The organism is Idiomarina sp. UBA3162 (assembly GCF_002364475.1).
Taxonomy (GTDB): Bacteria; Pseudomonadota; Gammaproteobacteria; order Enterobacterales; family Alteromonadaceae; genus Idiomarina.
The window spans coordinates 18,857-39,638 of record NZ_DEYI01000004.1; the positions used below are offsets into that span (position 1 = coordinate 18,857).

Sequence of the window (20,782 nt, forward strand, 5' to 3'; positions counted from 1 at the left end):
TCTGTGGCGGCTTTTGAGTATCATGCGCTGGCGGCAGATGGGCGTAAGAAAAAAGGTATCATCGAAGCAGACACCATCCGTCAGGTGCGTCAGCAATTGCGCGACCAAGGGCTTATCCCCATGGATGTTATGCCTGCTGCTGAGCAAGAACAGAAAAAAGGCCAACAGCACAGCCGTTGGCGTCGTGTACGCCGCGTTAAAGCGCAAGATTTAGCGCTGATTACGCGTCAGTTATCCACCTTGGTCAACTCGGCTCTACCCATTGAGCAATGTTTACTCGCTGTAGCAGACCAAAGTGAAAAGCCACGCATGAAACAGCTACTCATGGCAGTACGCAGTAAAGTGGTAGAAGGCTATGGTCTGGCGGAGGCGATGGCCGAATATCCCGGCGTGTTCGATTCGCTCTACACAGCGATGGTTGCCGCGGGTGAAAAGTCAGGTCACTTGGACCAAGTTCTGGATGAGTTAGCCGACTATACTGAGCAACGCCAGCATATGAAGAGCCAGCTCACGCAGGCGTTGGTATATCCAGTAATGCTGACATTGGTAGCAATCAGTATTGTGATATTTCTGCTAGTGTCTATTGTGCCGCAAATCGTGCACAACTTTTCGACGCTCGGGCAAACCTTACCACCCACCACCCAATTTATGATTGGGTTATCGGAGTTTCTACAGAACTGGGGCTTGTTTATCTTAGCCGGTATTGTGGTGTTGGTGCTGGCGTTTAAACAATGGTTAAAGAAGCCCGAGCACGAACTCAAATACCACCGGCGTTTGTTAAAACTCCCTTTATTAGGTCGAGTGATTCGCGGCGTCAGTACGGCGCGTTTTGCGCGCACCTTGAGTATACTGACCTCATCGGCAGTGCCGTTACTCGATGGGCTTAAAATCACCGCCACGGTGATTGGTAACCGTGCGATCAGGGAAGCCGTGGACGAAGCGGCGACGCGGGTACGTGAGGGCGCATCATTGCGTGCGGCATTGCAGGAAACGGGGTTGTTTCCACCAATGATGCTCCACATGATTGCCGCAGGTGAGAAATCCGGTGAGTTGCAGCAAATGTTGCGACGCACCGCAGATAACCAAGACAGAGAATTTGAATCATTGGTGCAAATATCACTCAAAGTCTTTGAGCCGGTACTTATCGTTTCGATGGCCGGGATTGTATTCTTTATTGTATTGTCAATTATTCAGCCAATTTTGCAGTTGAACCAGAGTATAGGGTTTTAAATATGATGCGTAAAAATCAAGGTTTTTCATTGGTCGAAATTATGGTGGTGATCGCCATCATCGGTATTCTCGCTACCATGATTCTCCCCAATGTGTTGGGCAGCCAAGAGCAGGCGAATAAACAGAAAGTGACAGCCGACTTAGTCTCGCTTGAGAACGCGCTAGCACAATATCACTTAGATAACGGCATGTTCCCAACCACGGAGCAAGGTCTTGAAGCCTTGGTTGAGCGTCCGAACGTTGATCCGCAGCCTCGCAACTACCGCAATGGCGGCTATATTCAACGTTTGCCGCAAGACCCATATGGCAACGACTATATGTTACTTAATCCAGGTGAGTACGACGATATCGATATTTTCTCACCCGGTCCCGATCAACAGCCAGGCACTGATGATGATTTTGGTAACTGGATGATCGGACAAGACAACGAATCTAACTAAGAAATGCGCTCATCGGCGTGCAAGCCATCAGGGTTTACCCTTGTTGAAATTCTAGTGGTGATGGCGATCGTGGGATTGATTGCTGCATCGGTGGTATTTACGGTGCCAAGCATGACCCGCGATGAAACCACGCCACAAACCGCTGCTGCGACACTGAAAGCCCAGCTCCAGTGGGCACGCGAGCGCGCCATGATAGAGCAACGTCCGCTCGGGTTGTTACTTAAAACCGAGGGGTATGAGTTTTTAAGGTGGCAACAAACGCAAGAAGGTTGGGGTTGGCAAGCGGTCAGTGAAAAGGGCTTAGCCGCTCAGGATTACCAAGATAACCTCACACTGGAATGGCGCATTGATGAGCCACCCTTTATCGCGCAAGAAAAACAGTTAGAAAACACCCTGTTTTCGCCGTCTGACGATAATCAAGACGAAGAGCAGGTGGTGCCGCAGCTACTGATCCTGCCAACCGGCGAGCTGACACAGTTTTCGATTCAATTTGCCGCACCCTTTAATGCCGAACCGAGTTATTGGCTAATTGCTGATAGCGCTTGGACCACTCGCATAGCCGACAGTGATGAAACGCAATAATCGTGGTTTTACATTAATCGAGGTCATGGTTGCCATCGCCATCTTTGCGATGGCGGCACTGGCAGCGGTGTCGGCTGCCAGTGGTCACCTTAATAGTTTAAGCACCATCCAACAACGTACCTTCGCCCAGTACGTAGCGGCTAACCGACTGACCGATTTGAATCTGGCAAACACCTGGCCGATTAAAGATAATCAGCGTGGGAGTGAACGACAAGGCGGCGTTGAATGGCAGTGGCAACAACAAGTGGTAGAAACGGTCACACCCAATGTGGTGGCGGTGACTATTGAAGTCACACAGGGGGAGCAGGATTACCAATGGGCGCGACTCACACAATATATTCGTAAACCTCAATCATCCGATACCGACGGAGGCAATAATGCGCTCTGAACGTGGTTTTACCTTGGTTGAGATCATGGTCACCATGGTTATTTTTACTTTGGTAGGGCTTGCGAGCTACACGGTGCTTGACCAAATGTCGCGTACCAAAAGCTTATCAGAAGAATCCTCCGAGCGTATCGAGCAACTGCAATTTACTTGGCTGCTTATCCAACAAGACATGCGCCAAGCGGTGCCAAAGCCAACGCGCCCTGATGGTTTAGAAGTCGCACAACAACTGATTACTAATGACGAACGCATGATTGAATCACAAAGTGGCGTGTTAGGATTTGTGCGCAGCGGCTACGATAACCCTGGCTTAATGTTGCCACGCAGTGAACTTCAGCCGGTGGTCTATCGCGTGCAAGATAATGTTTTACAGCGCATGACCTACCCGTATGTGAACGATCGCAGTGGTGAGCCGGTAGTGCAAGATCTGTTAGCGGGCGTAAAGTCCTTTCAAGTACGCTTTTATCGCTCGTCTCAACAGTCTCAGTCGAACCAAGGCATTGAAGCAGGCTGGCGCAATAGCTGGGAAACACCGGATGATTTCCCCGCTGCCATTGAACTGACTATAGACAGCGAGGATTACGGCGAAATTAGACGGCGATTTTTAACCGGCGTTGAGCCTGCACAAACGGTTAAGAAAGAGGACGACAACAATGCGTAAACAGCAAGGTGTTGCCCTGATAACCGTGCTATTGGTCATGGCTATCATCGCTGTCATCGCGACTAATTTAGGCACTCAATTGCAACGTCAAGTCACACGGACTGCCAGTTTTGAGCAATCAGAACAGAGTTACTGGATGTGGTTAAGTGGCGAAGCCGTACTTAAAGAAGTGCTGCAACAAGAAATCGAACGAAATGACGGCATCGTTCATGCCAATCAGAACTGGGCACAACGCGCCGGGCCGTTCCCGGTGGAAGGCGGACAGATAGCTGCGCAAGTAAAGGATTTGCGTAGTTGTTTCAACCTCAACAGTTTAGCTGGCACTGAGCAGCAAGGCCTCAGCCTTGAAAAACGCCGCAAGCAGTTTCAACAACTACTCGTGAGCCTAGAGCTTGATGCCTTCCAAGCCGAGAGTTTGGCAGGCGCACTGACCGACTGGCTCGACAGCGACAGTGAACTGTCGCAAAGTGGTGCCGAAGATCCCGATTACGAAGCGCTACCGCACCCCTATCAAACCGCAAATGGGTTGTTATTTGATGTCAGTGAATTGCGAATGATTAAAGGGTTTACGGCGAAAGTTGTGCAACGTATTAAACCGTACGTGTGCGCCATTCCAGGTAACGCAGAGCTGCGTATTAACGTCAACACACTGGACGAAGAGCGTGCCGTTTTGCTGGTGGCGGTGACTCAAGGTAAGCTAACCTTGGATGGTGCCAAACAATTGATCCAAGCACGTCCTGAAGCGGGCTATGAAAGCCGCGAAGAATTGCTGCAAGATAGTTTACTAACAGGTGCGCAGGACGGTGAAACCGGCGCACTTGATGAACTCGCTGTTAGCAGTGAGTATTTTTTACTACAAGCCTATATACAATGGGGGTCGTTAGAGACCACCGCTCGCTCAGTACTCCGCGTGACATCAGGTCAAGCACGTGTTGTGTACCGAGCCATGGGAGAAGATTGATATGCAAGAACGCTTACTCATCAGGTTACCGGCCTCCGATGCCGAGCCAAGAATAAGCTGGCTGATTTGGCAGCCCTCAGGTGCCGAAGTGATTGCTAGTGGTGAGCTCAATGATCCAGCTGAGCTGACGCAGCTTACCGAGCAGGCAAAGCGCTGTCAGGTGACGCTGTTGTGTCCGGGGCAAGCGATCTCGATGCGTAAAGTCACTATTCCTAACAGTGGCAAACGCCACTTGGATAAGCTAATCCCTTACGCGCTGGAAGATGAACTAGCAGATGACATTGATAGCCTGCATTTTGCTTGGGCGGAAAATGGCATTAAAGAAGGTCAAATCCCTGTAGCGGTTGTCCGTCATAGTGAAATGCAGCAGTGGCAGCAATGGATGGCTGCCGCGCATATTGAAGCCGATGAGTGGGCAGTTGACTACCTGATGCTGCCAGAACCAGAGAGCGAACAACAGTGGACAGGTGTGCAAATCGCTGACGACGTGCTCATTCGTATGGCGCGATGGGATGGCTTAGCCGTTGAGCAAACATTGGCGGACGCCGTGGTCGGATTAAAACAGAGTGAGTACCCACAAACCAATCAAGTGGTCGCTTATTCTGACATTGCGCTCAACGACAGCACGTTAGCGCTCGAGTTTGCCAACAGTGAGCTGCCGATGGTGGCGTTTGCCAACCAGCGGGTCAGTCTTGATATTCGCGGTCAACGGTATGCACCCAAGCGAGCCAAACGAACCCTTGAAATACGTTGGCAGCCGCTGGCGTGGGCGGCAGGTATCGCTCTGGCAGTGACGCTGGCGAGTAGCTGGGTCAAAACAGCCTATTTAAATCACCAAGCAGAGCAGCTGCAACAGCAAGCAGAAGCGTTGTACAAAGAGACGTTTCCGAATCAAACACGCATCGTTAATCTACGCGCGCAGATGCGTCAGCAATTACAATCCTTAGGTATCGATGATCAAGCCATGCCATCGGCATTGGCAATGCTGGACCAGCTGGCGCCGGCGTTTCAGCAACAACCACAACTAAGCCTCGAGTTATTGCGTTATCAAGATGGTGCGTTGCGAATGCAAGCTGTGGCACAGAATTTCTCACAATTTGAAGCCTTCCAGAACCAAGCACAGCAACTCGGTTTTGAGGTACAACAGGGCGCACTGAATAACCGTGGTGATGGTGTTGCTGGCACCTTAACTATCGCCTATCAAGGAGGTCGTTCATGAGTCGTCTTACACCATTACTACAAAAAATCGCGCAAACGCCCGTAGTACAAAGTGCGCAACAGCGCTGGGCGCAACTTGCGGTACGTGAGCAAAACCTCGTAAAAGGGCTCGGTGCGGTGATTATCGTGGCCATTATCTACTTTGCGGTGTGGCAACCCACCTATAACGCCCAGCAATTAGCAGAACGGCGCTTAGAGGGGCAGCAGCAACAGTTACTCTGGCTGCGTGAACAAGTTGCACGCTATCAGTCATTGTCTGCAACCCAAGCACAATCCGAGGTCAGTGGGTCGTTGTCGCAGCGCGTCAACGAAGCGGCTGCCAGCAATAAGATCCAAATTGCACGGATGCAGCCGCAAAACAATGGACTCATTGTCAGTGTCGATGAAACCTCGTATCAACAAGCGATGAGTTGGTTATATGCGCTCGAACAAACTTATCAACTGCAAGTGACGACGCTCGATTTAGCGCGGTTAGACGAGCCCGGCAAAGTACGTGTGCGACAAGTGTTGGTAACGGAGAAATCATGAAGAAGTGGTTGTGGTTAATTCCAGTCTATCTCATTGCACTGATTGCCTACATTCCGGCAGCGGTGGTGCATTGGTTGCCTATGCCAGCCGGTATCTATGTCGAGCAGGTCTCTGGCACGTTATGGCAAGGTCGGATTGGTTATGCAGTAGTGAACCATACTGCTTTTCATGACGTCAGTTGGTCACTAGCACCCAGCCAACTGATTACGGGTCAACTCGGCTTTTCAGTGACGGTGCCGAGCAAAAATAATCCATTGACCGCACAAGCATCGGGCAGTGCATCATTTAACGCGATTGAATTAACTCAGCTTCGTGCAACAGGCGAGCTGGCGCCGCTGATGCAACTCGTCAACTTTAATATGCCATTAAAAACAGAAGGACAATGGCGCATCGCATTAGAAAATTATGCACTGAATGATCTGTCGGGTGCGAAGCTTTGTAGTGCATTAAAAGGAAATGCGTCGGGTTCCAACATTCGGGTATTGGTCAACCATCGCTGGGAGTCACTGGGTGATTTCCCGCTTAGTCTAGGCTGTGCACAAGCCGGGGCCGTAGCTCTGTCGATGGTGGGCGAAAATAGCTTGGGTCTTAATTTCGAGGGTACGGTGAGCCCCAGTTCAATTCGCGTGAACGGTACGGTGCAACCCAATCCAAAGACCCCCGAGGGACTGGCAAAAATGTTGAGTTATTTAGGACGACCGGATAATCAGGGACGCTATCGTTTCTCAATTTAGTGGTCGCCAACTTGCCGAGATCAAAATAAATCGTTAATCTGAACGCATCTTCAAGAAATCAGATGCTATATATAATCGTATCGTTGCCAACAAAAGGACATTTTGATGCAAGCTATAATTGATTGGATTAATAATAACCAAGACATGCTAATCGAATATTCGATCAAAGTGATTGTCGCGATTGTTATTCTGTTTGCCGCTTCAATAGTAACGCGTATCCTCGCCTCAATCATGCGCAAAGGGATGCAAAAACGTCAGGTCGACAACGCTGTTATCAGCTTTTTGACCGCCATTGTTAAATCACTGATTTTCATCGCTGCATTGATGGTCGCACTGAATCAAATCGGTGTTGAAACCACATCGTTTATTGCCATCTTAGGTGCCGCGGGTCTTGCCATCGGTTTAGCATTGCAAGGTTCACTCTCGAACATCGCGTCGGGCGTATTATTAATTATGTTCCGTCCCATTCGTTCGGGTGAGTACGTCGAAGCCGCAGGAACAGCGGGTACGGTTGAAGAAATTAATATCTTCCAGACCATCTTAAAAACTCCGGATCGTAAAGTGGTCTATCTACCCAACTCGCAAGTGATTGGTAGCGCCATTACTAATTACAACCGCGAACCCATCCGTCGTATCGACTTGGTGATTGGTGTCAGTTACAGCGCTAACTTGCAAAAAACGAAAAAGGTATTAATGGAGGTGCTTAAAAATGACGAGCGCATCTTGCAAGATCCAGAGCCTGTCGTGACCGTTACAGCACTCAATAGTTCGTCAGTGGACTTTAATGTGCGCCCGTGGACTAAAACCGAAGACCACTGGCCAACGCGCTGGGACTTACTCGAGAAGATTAAAGATCGGTTAGATGAAGAAGGTATTGGTATTCCGTTCCCACAAATGGATGTCCATATCAAAAAAGAAGATAAAGAATAAAATGATTAAACGGGGCCGAGGCCCCGTTTTTTCATGCTTGCTGTAAGGCTTGCTCGAGATCCCCAATAATATCGTCAATATGTTCGATACCCACACAAAGGCGTATCGCCTCAGGTGTCACACCAACCGCCGCTTGTTCTTGCTCATTGAGCTGGCGGTGAGTGGTAGAAGCAGGATGACACGCTAAACTCTTAGCATCGCCAATATTCACCAAACGTTTGAATAGCGCTAATGCGTCGTAAAAACGGACACCGGCCTCAAACCCTCCTTTAATTCCAAAGGTCAGCAGCGAAGCAGGAACACCGCCATTAATGTATTTTTGCACCCGTTGGTAATAAGCATCATCCTCAAAGCCGGCAAAACGTACCCACTCAACCTGCGGGTGCTCACGCAAATACTCAGCCACTTTCAGTGCGTTTTCGCAATGACGCTCGATCCGTAGCGGGAGCGTTTCGAGCCCTTGCAGGATTAAAAACGCATTAAACGGTGAAATCGCCGCACCGGTATTGCGCAGTGCAACGGTCCTGACCCGCGCAATAAAAGCAGCAGCCTCAAATGCCTCGGTATAGACAATGCCATGATACGCGGGCTCCGGCTGACTAAACTGTGGGAAGCGGTCTTTATGCTTAACCCAGTCAAAACGACCTGAGTCCACGATCAGTCCGCCCACCGAGGTCCCGTGGCCACCGATATACTTGGTTAACGAGTGCACGACAATATCGGCGCCAAAATCGATGGGTTTACAGAGCACCGGTGAAGCCACTGTGTTATCAACCACTAACGGTACGCCTTGGGCATGAGCGACCTCAGCGAGGCCCTCTAAATCCGCTACATTACCCGCGGGGTTGCCAATGGTTTCACAATAAACGGCTTTGGTGTTGTCATCAATGAGCGCTGCAACCGCTTCTGCCGTATCATTTTCAGCAAAGCGTACCTCGATGCCAAACGAGGGCAGCATGTGGCGGAACAAGGTATAGGTGCCCCCATAGAGCTGCGGCGTAGTGACAATATTATCGCCCTGACTGGCGAGCGTGATCAGCGCATATTCAATCGCAGCCATCCCCGATGCAACGGCGAGTGCTGCGATGCCATGTTCGAGCTCGGCAACGCGTTGCTCGAGTACATCATGAGTCGGATTCATAATGCGCGAATAAATATTACCCGGCACCGTCAAATCAAATAGATCGGCCCCATGCTGGGCGTTATCGAACTCAAAAGCGACCGACTGATAAATCGGCGTAGCAACCGCCTTGGTAGTTGCGTCGGTGGTATAACCATGATGAATCGCTAACGTTTCGTCTTTCATAAAATATCCTCGGTCAGGGGTGATTGAGCACCTCGTGTCGTCTTTAGTTGGGGCAAAAAATGGCGCACAACAGCGGCGTAGTCGGCTACGTTCTTAATAAAACCATCGTGTCCAAAAGGTGTATCAATCAGGGCGAGTCCACGGCAATCCGGTAACGCCGCCTCTAACTGATGCATCAAGCGCGGGGGCGCAATAATGTCGGACTCAAAGCCAACCAGTTGCACCGGCACCGTAACGCGCGATGGGTCGATTCGGTACTCGTTTAAAATAGGCGTCAAATGAGTAAACAAGCTCTGCGCATGCTGACCATGCCGCTTAAGTAGTTTTTCACCTTGCGCCAGTAAATAGCTAAAGGCTTCATCGCCATCATTAAAGCGCTGCTCAAATTCATCTGCGCTGCGGTAAGTCAACATGGCCAGTGCCCGCGCAAGGACCACTCCTTGCTGGCTACAATCGGCTTGTTGCAATAACGCTTGCTGAAATAGGCGCAGTGCCGCCGATTGCACCGATGGTTGATGGGCCGCGCCAATCACGACCAGTGCATCGGGTTTAATGAGCCCATCCTGTACCAACTGCAAACCGAGAACGCCGCCAAATGAGCCACCTACCCAAGCGCCGGGATGCTGCAAATCGAGCAACTTCAATGTGTGCGCGTAAGCTTCGGCATGCTGTGCCAGTGTAATAGGTTCGTCAGGTGTATCAGAGCCGCCCACGCCACCGAGGTAATCTAAACTGATCACTTGCAGCTCAGGGTGCGGCGCAAATAGCGGGTGTAACGACTGCCACCACCCATAACCGTCTAAACGCCAAAGTTGACCACTGGCGCTGATACCGCCTTGCACAATCACTGTATTTTCGGGTTCCGCATCAACATTGCCGAAACGAAAGCCTTTCACCCGTCCATAAGGTGTTTCTGTATAAAAGGAGCGTCCTACCGGAAAAACCATGATGACCTCAACGCTAATTAATTAATGAATTCAATTTAGCAATACTTACGTTTAACCGTCAAGATGTTTAGACGTCCAAATGTGATATGGTGGCACGCACTTTGGGTGTGTTATGATTTGCGCATGTCGATATATACCGTCACACAACTCAACAGCGATATCCGTAAGGCCATAGAGCAGGGCTTTGGGCACGTATGGTTAATGGGCGAAATATCCAATTTTGCCGCACCAAACTCGGGCCATTGGTATCTCACCTTAAAGGATGAACGCGCCCAGATACGCTGTGCCATGTTCCGTGGTAATAATCAGCGCGCCAAAGTACGCCCGCAAAATGGCGTGCAAGTGTTAGTGCGTGGCCGAGTGACGGTGTACGAGCCGCGTGGCGACTACCAACTCATTGTTGAGCATATGGAAGAGGCCGGTATCGGCTTGTTGCAGCAGCAGTTTGAGCAACTCAAAGTAAAACTTGCCGCCGAGGGGTTATTTGCGCAAGAGCGCAAGCGGCCACTGCCGGAACACATCCGCCGTGTTGGTGTGGTTACGTCGCCGACAGGCGCAGCTGTTCAAGATGTGTTAGCGGTGATGAAGCGCCGCGATCCGAGCGTCGAGGTCATTATTTACCCGACCGCTGTGCAAGGCGACGCGGCCATACCGCAAATAAAAAACGCCTTACTCACTGCGTTTCAGCGTAATGAAGTCGATGTGCTGCTAGTGACCCGTGGCGGTGGTTCGTTAGAAGACCTTTGGTGTTTTAATGATGAGCAGGTGGGTCGTTTATTATTAGACGCCCCGATGCCTGTTATCAGTGCGGTCGGCCACGAGGTTGATTTTACCATCTGTGACTTTATCGCCGACTTGCGAGCGCCGACACCGTCGGCAGCCGCCGAGCAGGTGACTCAAGATCGTAGCGCTCAAGTCAATCGTTTACAGCAGTTACAACAGCGCTTGGCGACGGGCCAAAAGCGCCGCATAGAGCGTCAACACAGTTTACTACAACAACTACAAATTCGACTGAATCAACAGCATCCGCAACGACAGTTGCAACAACAAAGTCAGCGTTTAGATGAATTATTAGCGCGAGTGTATCGCGCCCAGCAGCGAACCTTGATTAATCAGCAACAGCGATGTCAGCATGTTATCCAGCGCTTGCAGCAGGTCCACCCGCAGCGAGAATTGTCGCGTGCTCAACAGAAGCTCTTGCAGATTCAGCAACGGATACCGTTAGTCGCTGAAGCATGGCTCAAACAACAACACCAGCGCCACAGGGCGTTACTGCACGCATTAAACTTGGTGAGTCCACTGAATACCCTTGATAGAGGGTACGCCATTGTGCGAGACGAAGCGGGACGCGTAATCACCCAGCCTGAGCAGGCCCAAGATGAGCAAAAACTCAATGTTAAAGTCGCAGGTGGCGAATTTAACGTTAGAAAGTGCTCAGAATAAGTTGCTAAAATAACCATTATCGAGTAAAATCCACGCGCAACATGAATCCAGTCACGGAGTGTTGCAAATGCTGCGAATCGCCCAAGAAGCCCTTACTTTCGACGACGTCCTACTTGTCCCAGGGCACTCAAATGTCTTACCGCATCAAGCGGATCTCAAAACCCAATTAACGCGTGGCATCACGCTCAATATCCCGTTGGTTTCAGCAGCGATGGATACCGTTACCGAGGCACCACTCGCCATCGCGTTGGCGCAAGAAGGCGGCATTGGCTTTATTCACAAAAACATGACGCCTGAAGAGCAAGCGGCACACGTACGTAAAGTGAAAAAGTACGAAAGTGGCATGGTCAATGATCCTGTCACAGTCAACCCTGACACCACTATTGGTGAAATCAAGGCATTGACCGCCGAACACGGCTTCCAAGGCTTCCCTGTTATTGAGAAAAACGGTGACTTGGTGGGTATCGTGACCGGTCGTGACACTCGCTTTGAAGACGATGACTCGAAACCTATTAAAGAAGTCATGAGCGATAAGTCACGTTTAGTGACCGTACACGAAACCGCGCAAAGCGATGAAATCTTGCAGTTAATGCATAAACATCGCATTGAAAAAATTCTTGTGGTCGATGATGCCTACAAATTAAAAGGCATGATCACCCTCAAAGACTTTGAAAAAGCCGAAAACAAACCGAACGCATGTAAAGACGAACTCGGCTCATTGCGCGTAGGTGCAGCCGTTGGCGTAGGTCCAGGTACCGAAGAGCGCATTAAGCTGTTAGTTGAAGCAGGCGTTGACGTACTACTGATTGATACTTCGCATGGCCACTCAGACGGTGTATTAAAACGTGTTCAGGAAACGCGTAAAGCTTATCCAAACTTACAAATCATCGCTGGTAACGTGGCGACCGCGGCGGGCGCTAAAGCCTTGGTGGATGCCGGCGTAGACGCCGTTAAAGTTGGTATTGGTCCAGGCTCTATTTGTACCACACGTATCGTTACTGGCTGTGGTGTGCCACAAATCACCGCGATTAGTGACGCTGCTGACGCGCTGAAAGGCACCGGGGTTCCGGTGATTGCAGACGGTGGTATTCGCTTCTCTGGCGATATTGCTAAAGCCTTAGTTGCTGGCGCACACTGCGTGATGGTCGGCAGCATGTTAGCCGGTACTGAAGAGTCGCCAGGCGAAGTCGAACTATACCAAGGTCGCTACTACAAATCATACCGTGGTATGGGCAGCTTAGGCGCAATGAATCAGCGTAATGGCTCATCGGACCGCTATTTCCAAAACAGCAATGAAGCTGAAAAATTGGTACCTGAAGGCATCGAAGGTCGCATCGCCTATAAAGGCCCCATTTCGGCGATTATTCATCAGCAGATGGGCGGCGTACGCTCGGCGATGGGCTTGACCGGCTGCGCCAATCTCGAAGAGATGCGCACCAAGCCACAGTTTGTCAAAGTGACTGCGGCGGGTATGGGTGAGTCACACGTACACGATGTGCAAATCACCAAAGAAGCACCAAACTACCGCAGTTCTTAATACCGCTTTGTGAGCCGCCGCTAAGGCGGCTCTTTTACTTTTAGTTTTATCTGTTACTGGGACCCAACAATGAGCAGAGATATCCACGACCACCGAATTTTGATTTTAGACTTCGGTTCTCAATACACCCAACTAATAGCGCGCCGTATCCGTGAAATTGGCGTTTACTGTGAGCTGTGGGCATGGGATGTCGACGAGCAAGACATTAAAGACTTCGATCCAAAAGGCATCATCCTTTCAGGTGGGCCAGAAAGCGTCACCGAAGCCGGTTCTCCGCGCGCGCCAGACTATGTATTTAAGGCGGGCGTCCCTGTCTTGGGCGTGTGCTATGGCATGCAAACCATGGCGCATCAATTGGGTGGTTCAGTGCAAGGCTCTCTCGAACGTGAATTTGGTTATGCACAAATCGAGCTCGTAACAGAAAGCCCGTTATTTGAAGCCATCGAAGATGCGGTCAGCGAAGACGGTAAACCATTACTAGACGTGTGGATGAGCCACGGTGATAAAGTCGAAGCCATTCCAGAGGGTTTCCATACCGTTGCAACCACCTCGTACTGCCCATATGCGGCGATGGCGGATGAGTCACGTCGTTTCTACGGTGTTCAGTTCCACCCAGAGGTTACCCACACGCGTCAGGGCATGCGTATGCTCGAGCATTTTGTCAGCGGTATCTGTGGTTGCGAAAAACAATGGACACCGGCACAAATTATCGAAGACGCTGTCGAGCGTATTCGTGAGCAAGTCGGTAGCGATAAAGTGATTTTGGGCTTAAGCGGTGGCGTCGACTCATCGGTTACAGCGATGTTATTGCACCGTGCAATTGGCTCACAGCTCACCTGTGTGTTTGTTGATAATGGCTTATTGCGTTTAAATGAAGCCGAGCAAGTCATGGAGATGTTTGGAGACCACTTTGGGTTAAACATTATCCCTGTCGCTGCCGAACAACGCTTCCTAGACGCGCTGAAAGGTGAAGCTGATCCAGAGAAGAAACGCAAAATTATTGGTAATACCTTCATCGAGATCTTCGACGAGCAAGCGTCTCAGCTAACCGAAGTCGACTGGCTGGCGCAAGGCACCATCTACCCCGATGTCATCGAGTCAGCAGGTTCAAAAACCGGAAAGGCACATGTCATTAAATCGCATCACAACGTAGGTGGCTTGCCCGAGGATATGAAACTCGGTTTAGTTGAGCCATTGCGTGAGCTGTTTAAAGACGAAGTGCGCAAAATTGGTCTTGAACTCGGCCTGCCTTATAACATGCTTTATCGTCATCCGTTCCCAGGACCGGGTCTGGGTGTGCGCGTATTGGGCGAGATTAAGAAAGAGTACTGTGACTTATTGCGCCGCGCCGATGCGATTTTTATTGATGAGCTACATAAAGCCGATTGGTATCACAAAGTAAGCCAAGCATTTGCGGTGTTCTTACCCGTGCGCTCGGTCGGTGTTATGGGCGACCAGCGCAAGTATGACTGGGTTGTTTCACTGCGTGCAGTTGAGACCATCGACTTTATGACCGCACGTTGGGCGCATTTACCGTATGAACTACTCGAGAAAGTATCGAATCGTATCATCAACGAAGTCGACGGTATTTCGCGAGTCACCTACGATATTTCAGGCAAACCGCCTGCCACGATAGAGTGGGAATAAGATAATCACCGAAGCCCGCGACCCGCGGGCTTTTTTATGCCATTGCCGAACTGACGAAAAGACGGCATAGTAGCGCTTATTCGTAGTTATTTGTTAAGCGGTATAAGATGGATCGAAACCGTTCGTTAAGTCGGAGTCTTTGGCAAGCGTTTAGGCGTTATGCGCTGCTACCCATGATTATGGTGGAGTTGGCGCTGATAACTATTTATGTAGTGACTAACCAATGGGTCACACAGCAAACTAAACAAGAACTCGTCGAAACGGCCTTATCCGAGTCAACGCAAATTGCCAAACGTCAAGCAACGGTGGTTGATGCTCAGTTGATCTCAGTCGAGAAGCAACTGGCTCTTTACCGTGAAGCCATAGCCGCGGTGCTCGATGATCCGCGCATTACCTGGCAAGGTCATGAACAGTGGACGCAGGGAGCGAGCGGGCAGTTCTTTACACGAGAGGCACTGGGTGAAGACGGTATCGCCGCTTTTTATTCTGCGTTGACACCGTCGCCTCAGCAAAATCTAGATCGTATAGAGCAGTTACGCATGCTCACGCCAGTGATGCGGCAAATGGTTGCTGACGACAGCTGGATACAGCAGGTGTACTTTAATACACACGACAGCCTTAATGTTATTTACCCGTTTTTTGATGTCGGCTCGCAATACGCGGCCGATGTTGATATTCCTAAGTTTAACTTTTTTTACCTCGCCGATGAAAAACATAATCCGGCAAGAAAGCCTGTTTGGACGCCTGTCTATCTTGATCCGGCAGGACAAGGCTGGATGCTATCGGTGATTGCGCCGGTGTATAAAAACGATTCACTGGTAGGCGTGGCGGGTGCTGATGTCACCATTGATAAGTTAGTTAATTACCTGACGCATACTCAAGTACCGTGGGATGGCTTTGTGTTACTCGCAAGCCAATCAGGAGAAATTCTTGCGTTACCGGAGCGAGCCCAACAACGTCTTGATATCAACGTCCCCCCAAACGACTCGATAAAACATGCAAAGCGCGATGAAACGGACTATCAAAGTACCAACTTAACCGAAATAGACGGCGCTGAAGAACTACTGTCGCTTTGGCAGAGTAACCCCGATAGTTTGCAAACCATAGCGCTCGGTGGGATGTCTTATATTGCCGCTTGGCATCCTGTCGCTGAAACCGACTGGCAGGTCTTGGTGCTGGTCGAAGAGGAAAAGCTACTCGCACGAACCAACAATATTTATCAACAAACCGAATTACTCAGTTTGATTCTGCTTGCCGGGCTGGTGATCTTTTACTTACTGTACTTCCAGTTTGTAAAAAGTCGCACACAGCGCTTCAGTCAACGATTAAACCGCAACCTCAAAAAACTATCCAATGCACTCGCGAAAACGGGGCGTCAAGAATTCGAACTCACGGTTCCCGATCTCGAAGCGCCGGAGCTTAATAGACTCGCCTTACAAATTACCCAAGTCGCTGAGCAGTTGCGTAGTAACTTATTCAGCCTCCGAAAGAACGAAGCACGGCTAAGATTTGCATTAGAAAGTAGCGGTGAATCATTGATCACGCAATCAATGGAATATAACCGCGTTGAGGTAACCGATAACTTTAAAGAAATATCACAGCGTTCAGAAAAGGTGTTCAACTTAGATGAATACTCGAGCTGGATTCATCCCGATGATCGCGAAAAAGTACAAGCATTGCGTTTACACGCCCAGCAGAGTCGACAACCGTTAAGTGCGGACTACCGCTTGCAACGCAAAGACGGCTCCTATGTGTGGGTGCAAAGTCGCGGGCAAGTATTGCATGATGAAGCCTCGGGTCAAGAACTGATCATCGGCACACTAACCGATATTAGTGAGCGCAAAGCAATCGAGCAGAACTTACGAGCCGCTAAAGATGCTGCTAACGAGGCGAATCGAGCCAAATCGAAACTGCTGTCCTCAATTACTCACGAGATCAAAACCCCACTGACGACTATACTCGGGATAGCAGATATTCTGCGTTATAAGCTCGCTAACGTTGAACATAGAACATCGCTACGTCGACTCATCAGCGCCGCTGAACATCTCAATCATTTAGTGGATGATATTCTCACATTGTCTAAACTTGAATCGAGAGCACTCGATGTGAGCATTGAGCGCGTGAATCCACATCGTTTAATTGCTGAAACTATCGATTGGTTTAGTGAAATACTAGAAACATCGGAAACCGTTATTCAATGTGAATTATTAGATAATCCGCCAGAACTTGATATAGATCCAATTCGGTTTAAGCAAGTACTAACTAATCTATTGTCTAATGCAATTAAGTACAGTCCTAACAATTCGAAAGTAAAAGTGATTGAAGCTCAAACAGAACAGGTGTACACAATAACTGTTAAAGACGAAGGATGGGGAATTCCGCCGCTCTACCGCGAACGCCTATTTGAATCGTTCAATCGATTTGGGCGAGAACAAACCGCAGTCGAGGGGACCGGAATCGGACTAGCAATATGTCGTGAGTTGATGAACCTGATGGGAGGCGAGGTCAGCTATCAACCTCAAGAAAAGGGAAGTTTATTTATTTTATCGTTTCCCGTGAGGTAAGTATAAATGAAACGTCTTAAACGCGCATTGATCGTTGATGACAACAAAACCAATCTAATGGTGCTCAAAGAGCTGATTGAGATGATTGGTGTGCCACAGGTGATTGCCGAGACAAACCCGGTGTATGCACTGAATATTTTAAAGAAGACGCCGGTTGATTGTGTATTAATTGATCAGAATATGCCGCAGATGTCGGGCTTAGCTTTGTATGCTGAATTAAAACAATCCATGCCGTCGATCCCGGCGACGTTTATGGTGAGTGCGATTGATGACTCTGAGTTGCGAGTGAAAGCCCGTGAAGCAGGCATGGAAGGCTTTATCAGTAAGCCGTTTCGATATGAAATTATAGAGCGCATGCTGCGCGATTTGGATGAACGCTTATAGGCCAAGCCCCAAAAGGCTTGGCCGTTGACTAAGCTACTGCGGCAACTCAATATCGAGCCATACTAAGCGATGGTCTGAAGACGCATCGCGCTTTTTCATTAAGTCATAGCCGGGTTCACCCTGAGTCGGCCAAAAAACGCCTGCGTCTTTGACAATTAAGTCATCAGAAGGCAGCACATAGTCTACCCGTTTACGCCACGCTGCCGTGTGATATTGTGATCCCTCAACATCCGGCGAGTGATTCGCGCCGCCTTGGCTCATCGGCATCACATCGTTAACACGTGGATGTTCTAACAACTGCGTCATGGCACCTTCAACACCGCTCGCACCCGCTTGTGCGTTTAGGTCACCCAATACCACAAACGATCCGTTGGCTGCGATACCACCACGCTGACCTTGGTCATCGTAAATGTAGTTATCCGCACCAGGGGTCAAGTAATCACGTACGAAACGAATTTCATCGTAATTTTTCATGCCATTGCGATTTTCTGGACCGTCAAAAGCCGGCGGCGTAGGGTGTTGAGCCAAGACATGTACAACTTTACCACCGACTTGAACGGGGACATCCCAATGTGATTTCGAGCTCAACGGGTATTGCGCCATGGTCTCATCGTTATACCACGGTTCATTTGTTGGCTTGCCATTCTCATCGTGTACATAAGGCACATGGTGGCCTGGCATGTCTTTCCATAAGAAGTGTTGGAACGTACGCACGTCATCTTCAAGTATTGGATATTTGGACAAAATCACCATGCCATATTGGCCAGGATACCAGCCAAAGCCCCACGCATCATTGCCTCGACCCGTTGCTTTGCCATCACGGTTGAGGTCAAACGCAGAGGGCGAACCGGTATTGACGGGCGCCGTGTAAACATAAGGGTACGCGATAGGCTCAAGACTATTTTGCGATTCCCCTAAATAGTTGTTTAAAAAGACATCGATGCCTTGCTCGCGAGGGACATAGTCAAACTCATTGAGCAGAATAATATCGGGGCGGACACGCTGAATGATTTCAGCAATACCACGAATTTGTGGATTATTTTCTTGTAAAACCTTGGGCAAAACCGATTCGTAAGTGTTCGGTAAAGCATCGTTTGGCAAGTGGTTGCTCGAGTCCATACTGACGTTAAAAGTGGCGATACGCACGGTGTCTTGAGCTAAGGATGATGTTGAATAAGTCATTATTAAAAGCAGTGAAAATGCAAAGATACTACGCATAAAATTCATGTGAAAGCCTACAGAATGGGACGCTACGACAATGCAAAAGAATAAAGGTTCCCTAAACACTAGGCAAGTGGATAAAAATTGATTAAAATATGTCACATATCTGACACGAAAATGTCGCAGAAGCTTAATGAATTTAAATGTTCTTCACAAACAGCCTACGTTGAGCCGCTGCCGTGAAATTTTTCACGCAGTCAGCTTTCCCGTTTTGAATCGGCGGTTGTATCGTGGTTCGTTAAGCGTTGCTAAATCGTTTTTCTGTAAAGTAGAACGTCCCGCATCCTCTCCCAGTTTTTTCTGCACGCCCCTTCGTGTCATCAAGTTGTCATATTCCAGCGTTATAAATGCGCACTCAAAATTTAGCTCATTTGCTAGTGAGCTTGCTGTACCAAAACCATTAGTACGTTTAATTACAACCTCAGGGATAACTCAATGAAATTCAACTCCAAGGTGAGTCGTATTTCTGCTGCCATCGCGTTAGCAGTAGGAATGTCGACGAGTGTCATGGCTCAAGAGACCTCATCGTCAATGCGCGGTGTGATCACAGGCCCACAAGGAAACCCAGTAGCGAACACTAAAGTTATCGTTACCCATGAACCGACAGGGACTGTGAACGAGTTTGTCACTAGCGCTGACGGTACCTTTACTGCGAAAGGTCTGCGTGTAGGTGGTCCTTACACAGTCGTTATCGATTCAGACAAATACCAAGACGCAGAGCTTGATAATCTTTATCTTGCTTTGGGTGATACCTTACGTGTGACAAGCCAACTGAAAAATAACGACATGGAGCGTATTTCAGTTTCTGGCTCAGTCATCATGACAGAAAGCGGCGGCGCGAGCAGCAACTTCGGTGAAGAAACCATCGATAACATGCCAAGCCTAAGCCGTGACCTTAAAGACATCGCGCGCATCAACCCATTGGTATCTATCCGTGGTAACGGCGAAATGTCGATTGCAGGTGGTAACCCACGCTCAAACAGCATCACTGTTGACGGTATCGGCCAGAACGATGACTTCGGTCTAAACTACGGCGGCTACCCAACTGAGCAACCACCCGTTTCATTGAGTTCAATTGAGCAAATCTCAGTTGACGTGGCACCTTTCTCAAGCAAGAAAGGCGACTTCTCTGGCGGTACTATCAACGCAGTCACTAAATCAGGTACTAACGAGTTTGAAGGCGAGTTCTTCTACGAATACTCTTCACCTGACATGAAAGGCGACTCTAAGCGCTTAAACCGTATTACCGGTTCTTCTGGTAATGACCAAGGCTTCCGTGAGTACGAAACCGTTGACGTTGAACCGATTCAAAAAACTTCAACTTTCGGTATGGCACTGAGCGGCCCTATCATTGAAGACACCTTGTTCTTCTTCACTAACTATGAAGAGTGGAACAGCGAGTTAGATTACCAATACGGTTTCCAAGGCAGTGGCGCGAGCAACGAGTTCTATACGTCACGTGAGAACTTCGAAGAGTTCCTACGCATTTTGGACAACACCTACGGTATCCAAGATTCACTGCCAGGCTCTCCAGAAGATAAAGACCGTAAATGGTTGACCAAATTAAGCTGGAACGTAAACCAAGATCACCGTCTTGATTTAACCTACCAGTGGCAAGACAACTCAGATATGCGCGGCCACTCAAGCGGCGGCGATACAGTGGTTCTTAACTCGCGTATCTATGACTACCACACGCGCATGAGCAACATCAGCGCGCGCTTGTACAGCGACTGGTCAGCAAACTTCATCACCGAAATGGGTATCACCTATAAAGATGTTGTTTCTGATTCAATCACCAACGCGGACTTTGGTGCGGTAACGGTCGAAGAATTCTTCCGTGGTCCATCATACGCATTTGGCGCAGACGAATACCGTCACGCAAACAAAGTTGAGAACCAAAACTTAACCTTCAACTTTGATGCAACGTATTTGTTCGGTGAACACGAACTCGCATTCGGTGCTGAGTACGAACGTCTGCGTTTATACAACAAATTCGTACCTGAAAGCTTAGGTACTTGGGAATTTGATAACTTTGAAGGCTTCGAAAATCGTGAAGTAGGTAAC

At 49.2% G+C, this 20,782-nt stretch carries 19 protein-coding genes; 16 read left to right on the forward strand and 3 right to left on the reverse strand.

Annotated features, from left to right (window positions below; all coding sequences use genetic code 11):
• The first annotated feature begins 3 nt into the window (after positions 1-3).
• The 10 genes from gspF to B2X00_RS00625 all read left to right on the forward strand — a co-directional run bounded on the left by gspF (position 4) and on the right by B2X00_RS00625 (position 7,669).
• Positions 4-1,230: a type II secretion system inner membrane protein GspF gene (gene gspF, locus B2X00_RS00580; RefSeq protein ID WP_290485682.1), complete on the forward strand. Its 1,227-nt coding sequence runs from the start codon at positions 4-6 to the stop codon at positions 1,228-1,230.
• Positions 1,231-1,232: 2 nt separating this feature from the next.
• The gene (gene gspG, locus B2X00_RS00585) at positions 1,233-1,670 is read left to right on the forward strand and encodes a type II secretion system major pseudopilin GspG (protein WP_006956922.1); all 438 of its coding nucleotides are present in this window, start codon (positions 1,233-1,235) and stop codon (positions 1,668-1,670) included.
• Between the two features lie 3 nt (positions 1,671-1,673).
• Positions 1,674-2,252, forward strand: coding sequence for a type II secretion system minor pseudopilin GspH (gene gspH, locus B2X00_RS00590; protein WP_290485683.1), 579 nt, complete (start codon positions 1,674-1,676; stop codon positions 2,250-2,252).
• Entirely contained in the window at positions 2,239-2,640 is a 402-nt protein-coding gene (gene gspI / locus B2X00_RS00595; protein ID WP_290485684.1) for a type II secretion system minor pseudopilin GspI, read from the forward strand. The genes gspH and gspI overlap by 14 nt, the downstream gene beginning before the upstream one ends.
• Positions 2,630-3,298 (forward strand): type II secretion system minor pseudopilin GspJ, encoded by a 669-nt coding sequence (gspJ, locus tag B2X00_RS00600; RefSeq protein WP_290485685.1) that lies wholly within the window; start codon positions 2,630-2,632, stop codon positions 3,296-3,298. The genes gspI and gspJ overlap by 11 nt, the downstream gene beginning before the upstream one ends.
• Positions 3,291-4,259 (forward strand): type II secretion system minor pseudopilin GspK, encoded by a 969-nt coding sequence (gspK, locus tag B2X00_RS00605; protein ID WP_290485686.1) that lies wholly within the window; start codon positions 3,291-3,293, stop codon positions 4,257-4,259. The genes gspJ and gspK overlap by 8 nt, the downstream gene beginning before the upstream one ends.
• Before the next feature lies 1 nt (position 4,260).
• Complete coding sequence (gene gspL / locus B2X00_RS00610; RefSeq protein ID WP_290485687.1) at positions 4,261-5,478, forward strand: type II secretion system protein GspL; 1,218 nt, start codon at positions 4,261-4,263, stop codon at positions 5,476-5,478.
• Positions 5,475-6,005 carry a type II secretion system protein M gene (locus tag B2X00_RS00615; protein WP_290485688.1) on the forward strand — a complete coding sequence of 177 codons (531 nt, stop codon included), beginning with the start codon at positions 5,475-5,477 and terminating at the stop codon, positions 6,003-6,005. The genes gspL and B2X00_RS00615 overlap by 4 nt, the downstream gene beginning before the upstream one ends.
• Entirely contained in the window at positions 6,002-6,739 is a 738-nt protein-coding gene (locus tag B2X00_RS00620; RefSeq protein WP_290485689.1) for a type II secretion system protein N, read from the forward strand. The genes B2X00_RS00615 and B2X00_RS00620 overlap by 4 nt, the downstream gene beginning before the upstream one ends.
• Positions 6,740-6,844: 105 nt before the next feature.
• Positions 6,845-7,669, forward strand: coding sequence for a mechanosensitive ion channel family protein (locus tag B2X00_RS00625; protein WP_006956914.1), 825 nt, complete (start codon positions 6,845-6,847; stop codon positions 7,667-7,669).
• A gap of 31 nt (positions 7,670-7,700) precedes the next feature.
• Here the strand turns inward: B2X00_RS00625 and B2X00_RS00630 are convergent, their stop codons facing one another.
• On the reverse strand, positions 7,701-8,975 hold the full coding sequence (locus tag B2X00_RS00630) for an O-acetylhomoserine aminocarboxypropyltransferase/cysteine synthase family protein (RefSeq protein ID WP_006956913.1): 1,275 nt from the start codon (positions 8,973-8,975) through the stop codon (positions 7,701-7,703).
• Positions 8,972-9,922, reverse strand: a complete 951-nt coding sequence (locus B2X00_RS00635; RefSeq protein WP_290485690.1) for an alpha/beta fold hydrolase — start codon at positions 9,920-9,922, stop codon at positions 8,972-8,974. The genes B2X00_RS00630 and B2X00_RS00635 overlap by 4 nt, the downstream gene beginning before the upstream one ends.
• Positions 9,923-10,045: 123 nt before the next feature.
• Between B2X00_RS00635 and xseA the strand changes: the two genes are divergently transcribed.
• The 5 genes from xseA to B2X00_RS00660 all read left to right on the forward strand — a co-directional run bounded on the left by xseA (position 10,046) and on the right by B2X00_RS00660 (position 17,497).
• Positions 10,046-11,365 carry an exodeoxyribonuclease VII large subunit gene (xseA, locus tag B2X00_RS00640; protein ID WP_290485691.1) on the forward strand — a complete coding sequence of 440 codons (1,320 nt, stop codon included), beginning with the start codon at positions 10,046-10,048 and terminating at the stop codon, positions 11,363-11,365.
• Between the two features lie 67 nt (positions 11,366-11,432).
• Positions 11,433-12,902, forward strand: a complete 1,470-nt coding sequence (gene guaB / locus B2X00_RS00645) for an IMP dehydrogenase (protein ID WP_290485692.1) — start codon at positions 11,433-11,435, stop codon at positions 12,900-12,902.
• Positions 12,903-12,971: 69 nt separating this feature from the next.
• On the forward strand, positions 12,972-14,549 hold the full coding sequence (guaA, locus tag B2X00_RS00650) for a glutamine-hydrolyzing GMP synthase (RefSeq protein WP_290485693.1): 1,578 nt from the start codon (positions 12,972-12,974) through the stop codon (positions 14,547-14,549).
• A 107-nt stretch (positions 14,550-14,656) separates the two neighbouring features.
• Entirely contained in the window at positions 14,657-17,113 is a 2,457-nt protein-coding gene (locus B2X00_RS00655; protein ID WP_290485694.1) for an ATP-binding protein, read from the forward strand.
• 6 nt (positions 17,114-17,119) lie between these two features.
• The gene (locus tag B2X00_RS00660; protein WP_071463185.1) at positions 17,120-17,497 is read left to right on the forward strand and encodes a response regulator; all 378 of its coding nucleotides are present in this window, start codon (positions 17,120-17,122) and stop codon (positions 17,495-17,497) included.
• Positions 17,498-17,530: 33 nt separating this feature from the next.
• On the opposite strand, the gene B2X00_RS00665 is transcribed toward B2X00_RS00660, so the two are convergent.
• The gene (locus B2X00_RS00665; protein ID WP_290485695.1) at positions 17,531-18,724 is read right to left on the reverse strand and encodes an endonuclease/exonuclease/phosphatase family protein; all 1,194 of its coding nucleotides are present in this window, start codon (positions 18,722-18,724) and stop codon (positions 17,531-17,533) included.
• Positions 18,725-19,153: 429 nt separating this feature from the next.
• Between B2X00_RS00665 and B2X00_RS00670 the strand changes: the two genes are divergently transcribed.
• A partial coding sequence (locus tag B2X00_RS00670; protein ID WP_290485696.1) for a TonB-dependent receptor occupies positions 19,154-20,782 on the forward strand: 1,629 nt, incomplete at its 3' end.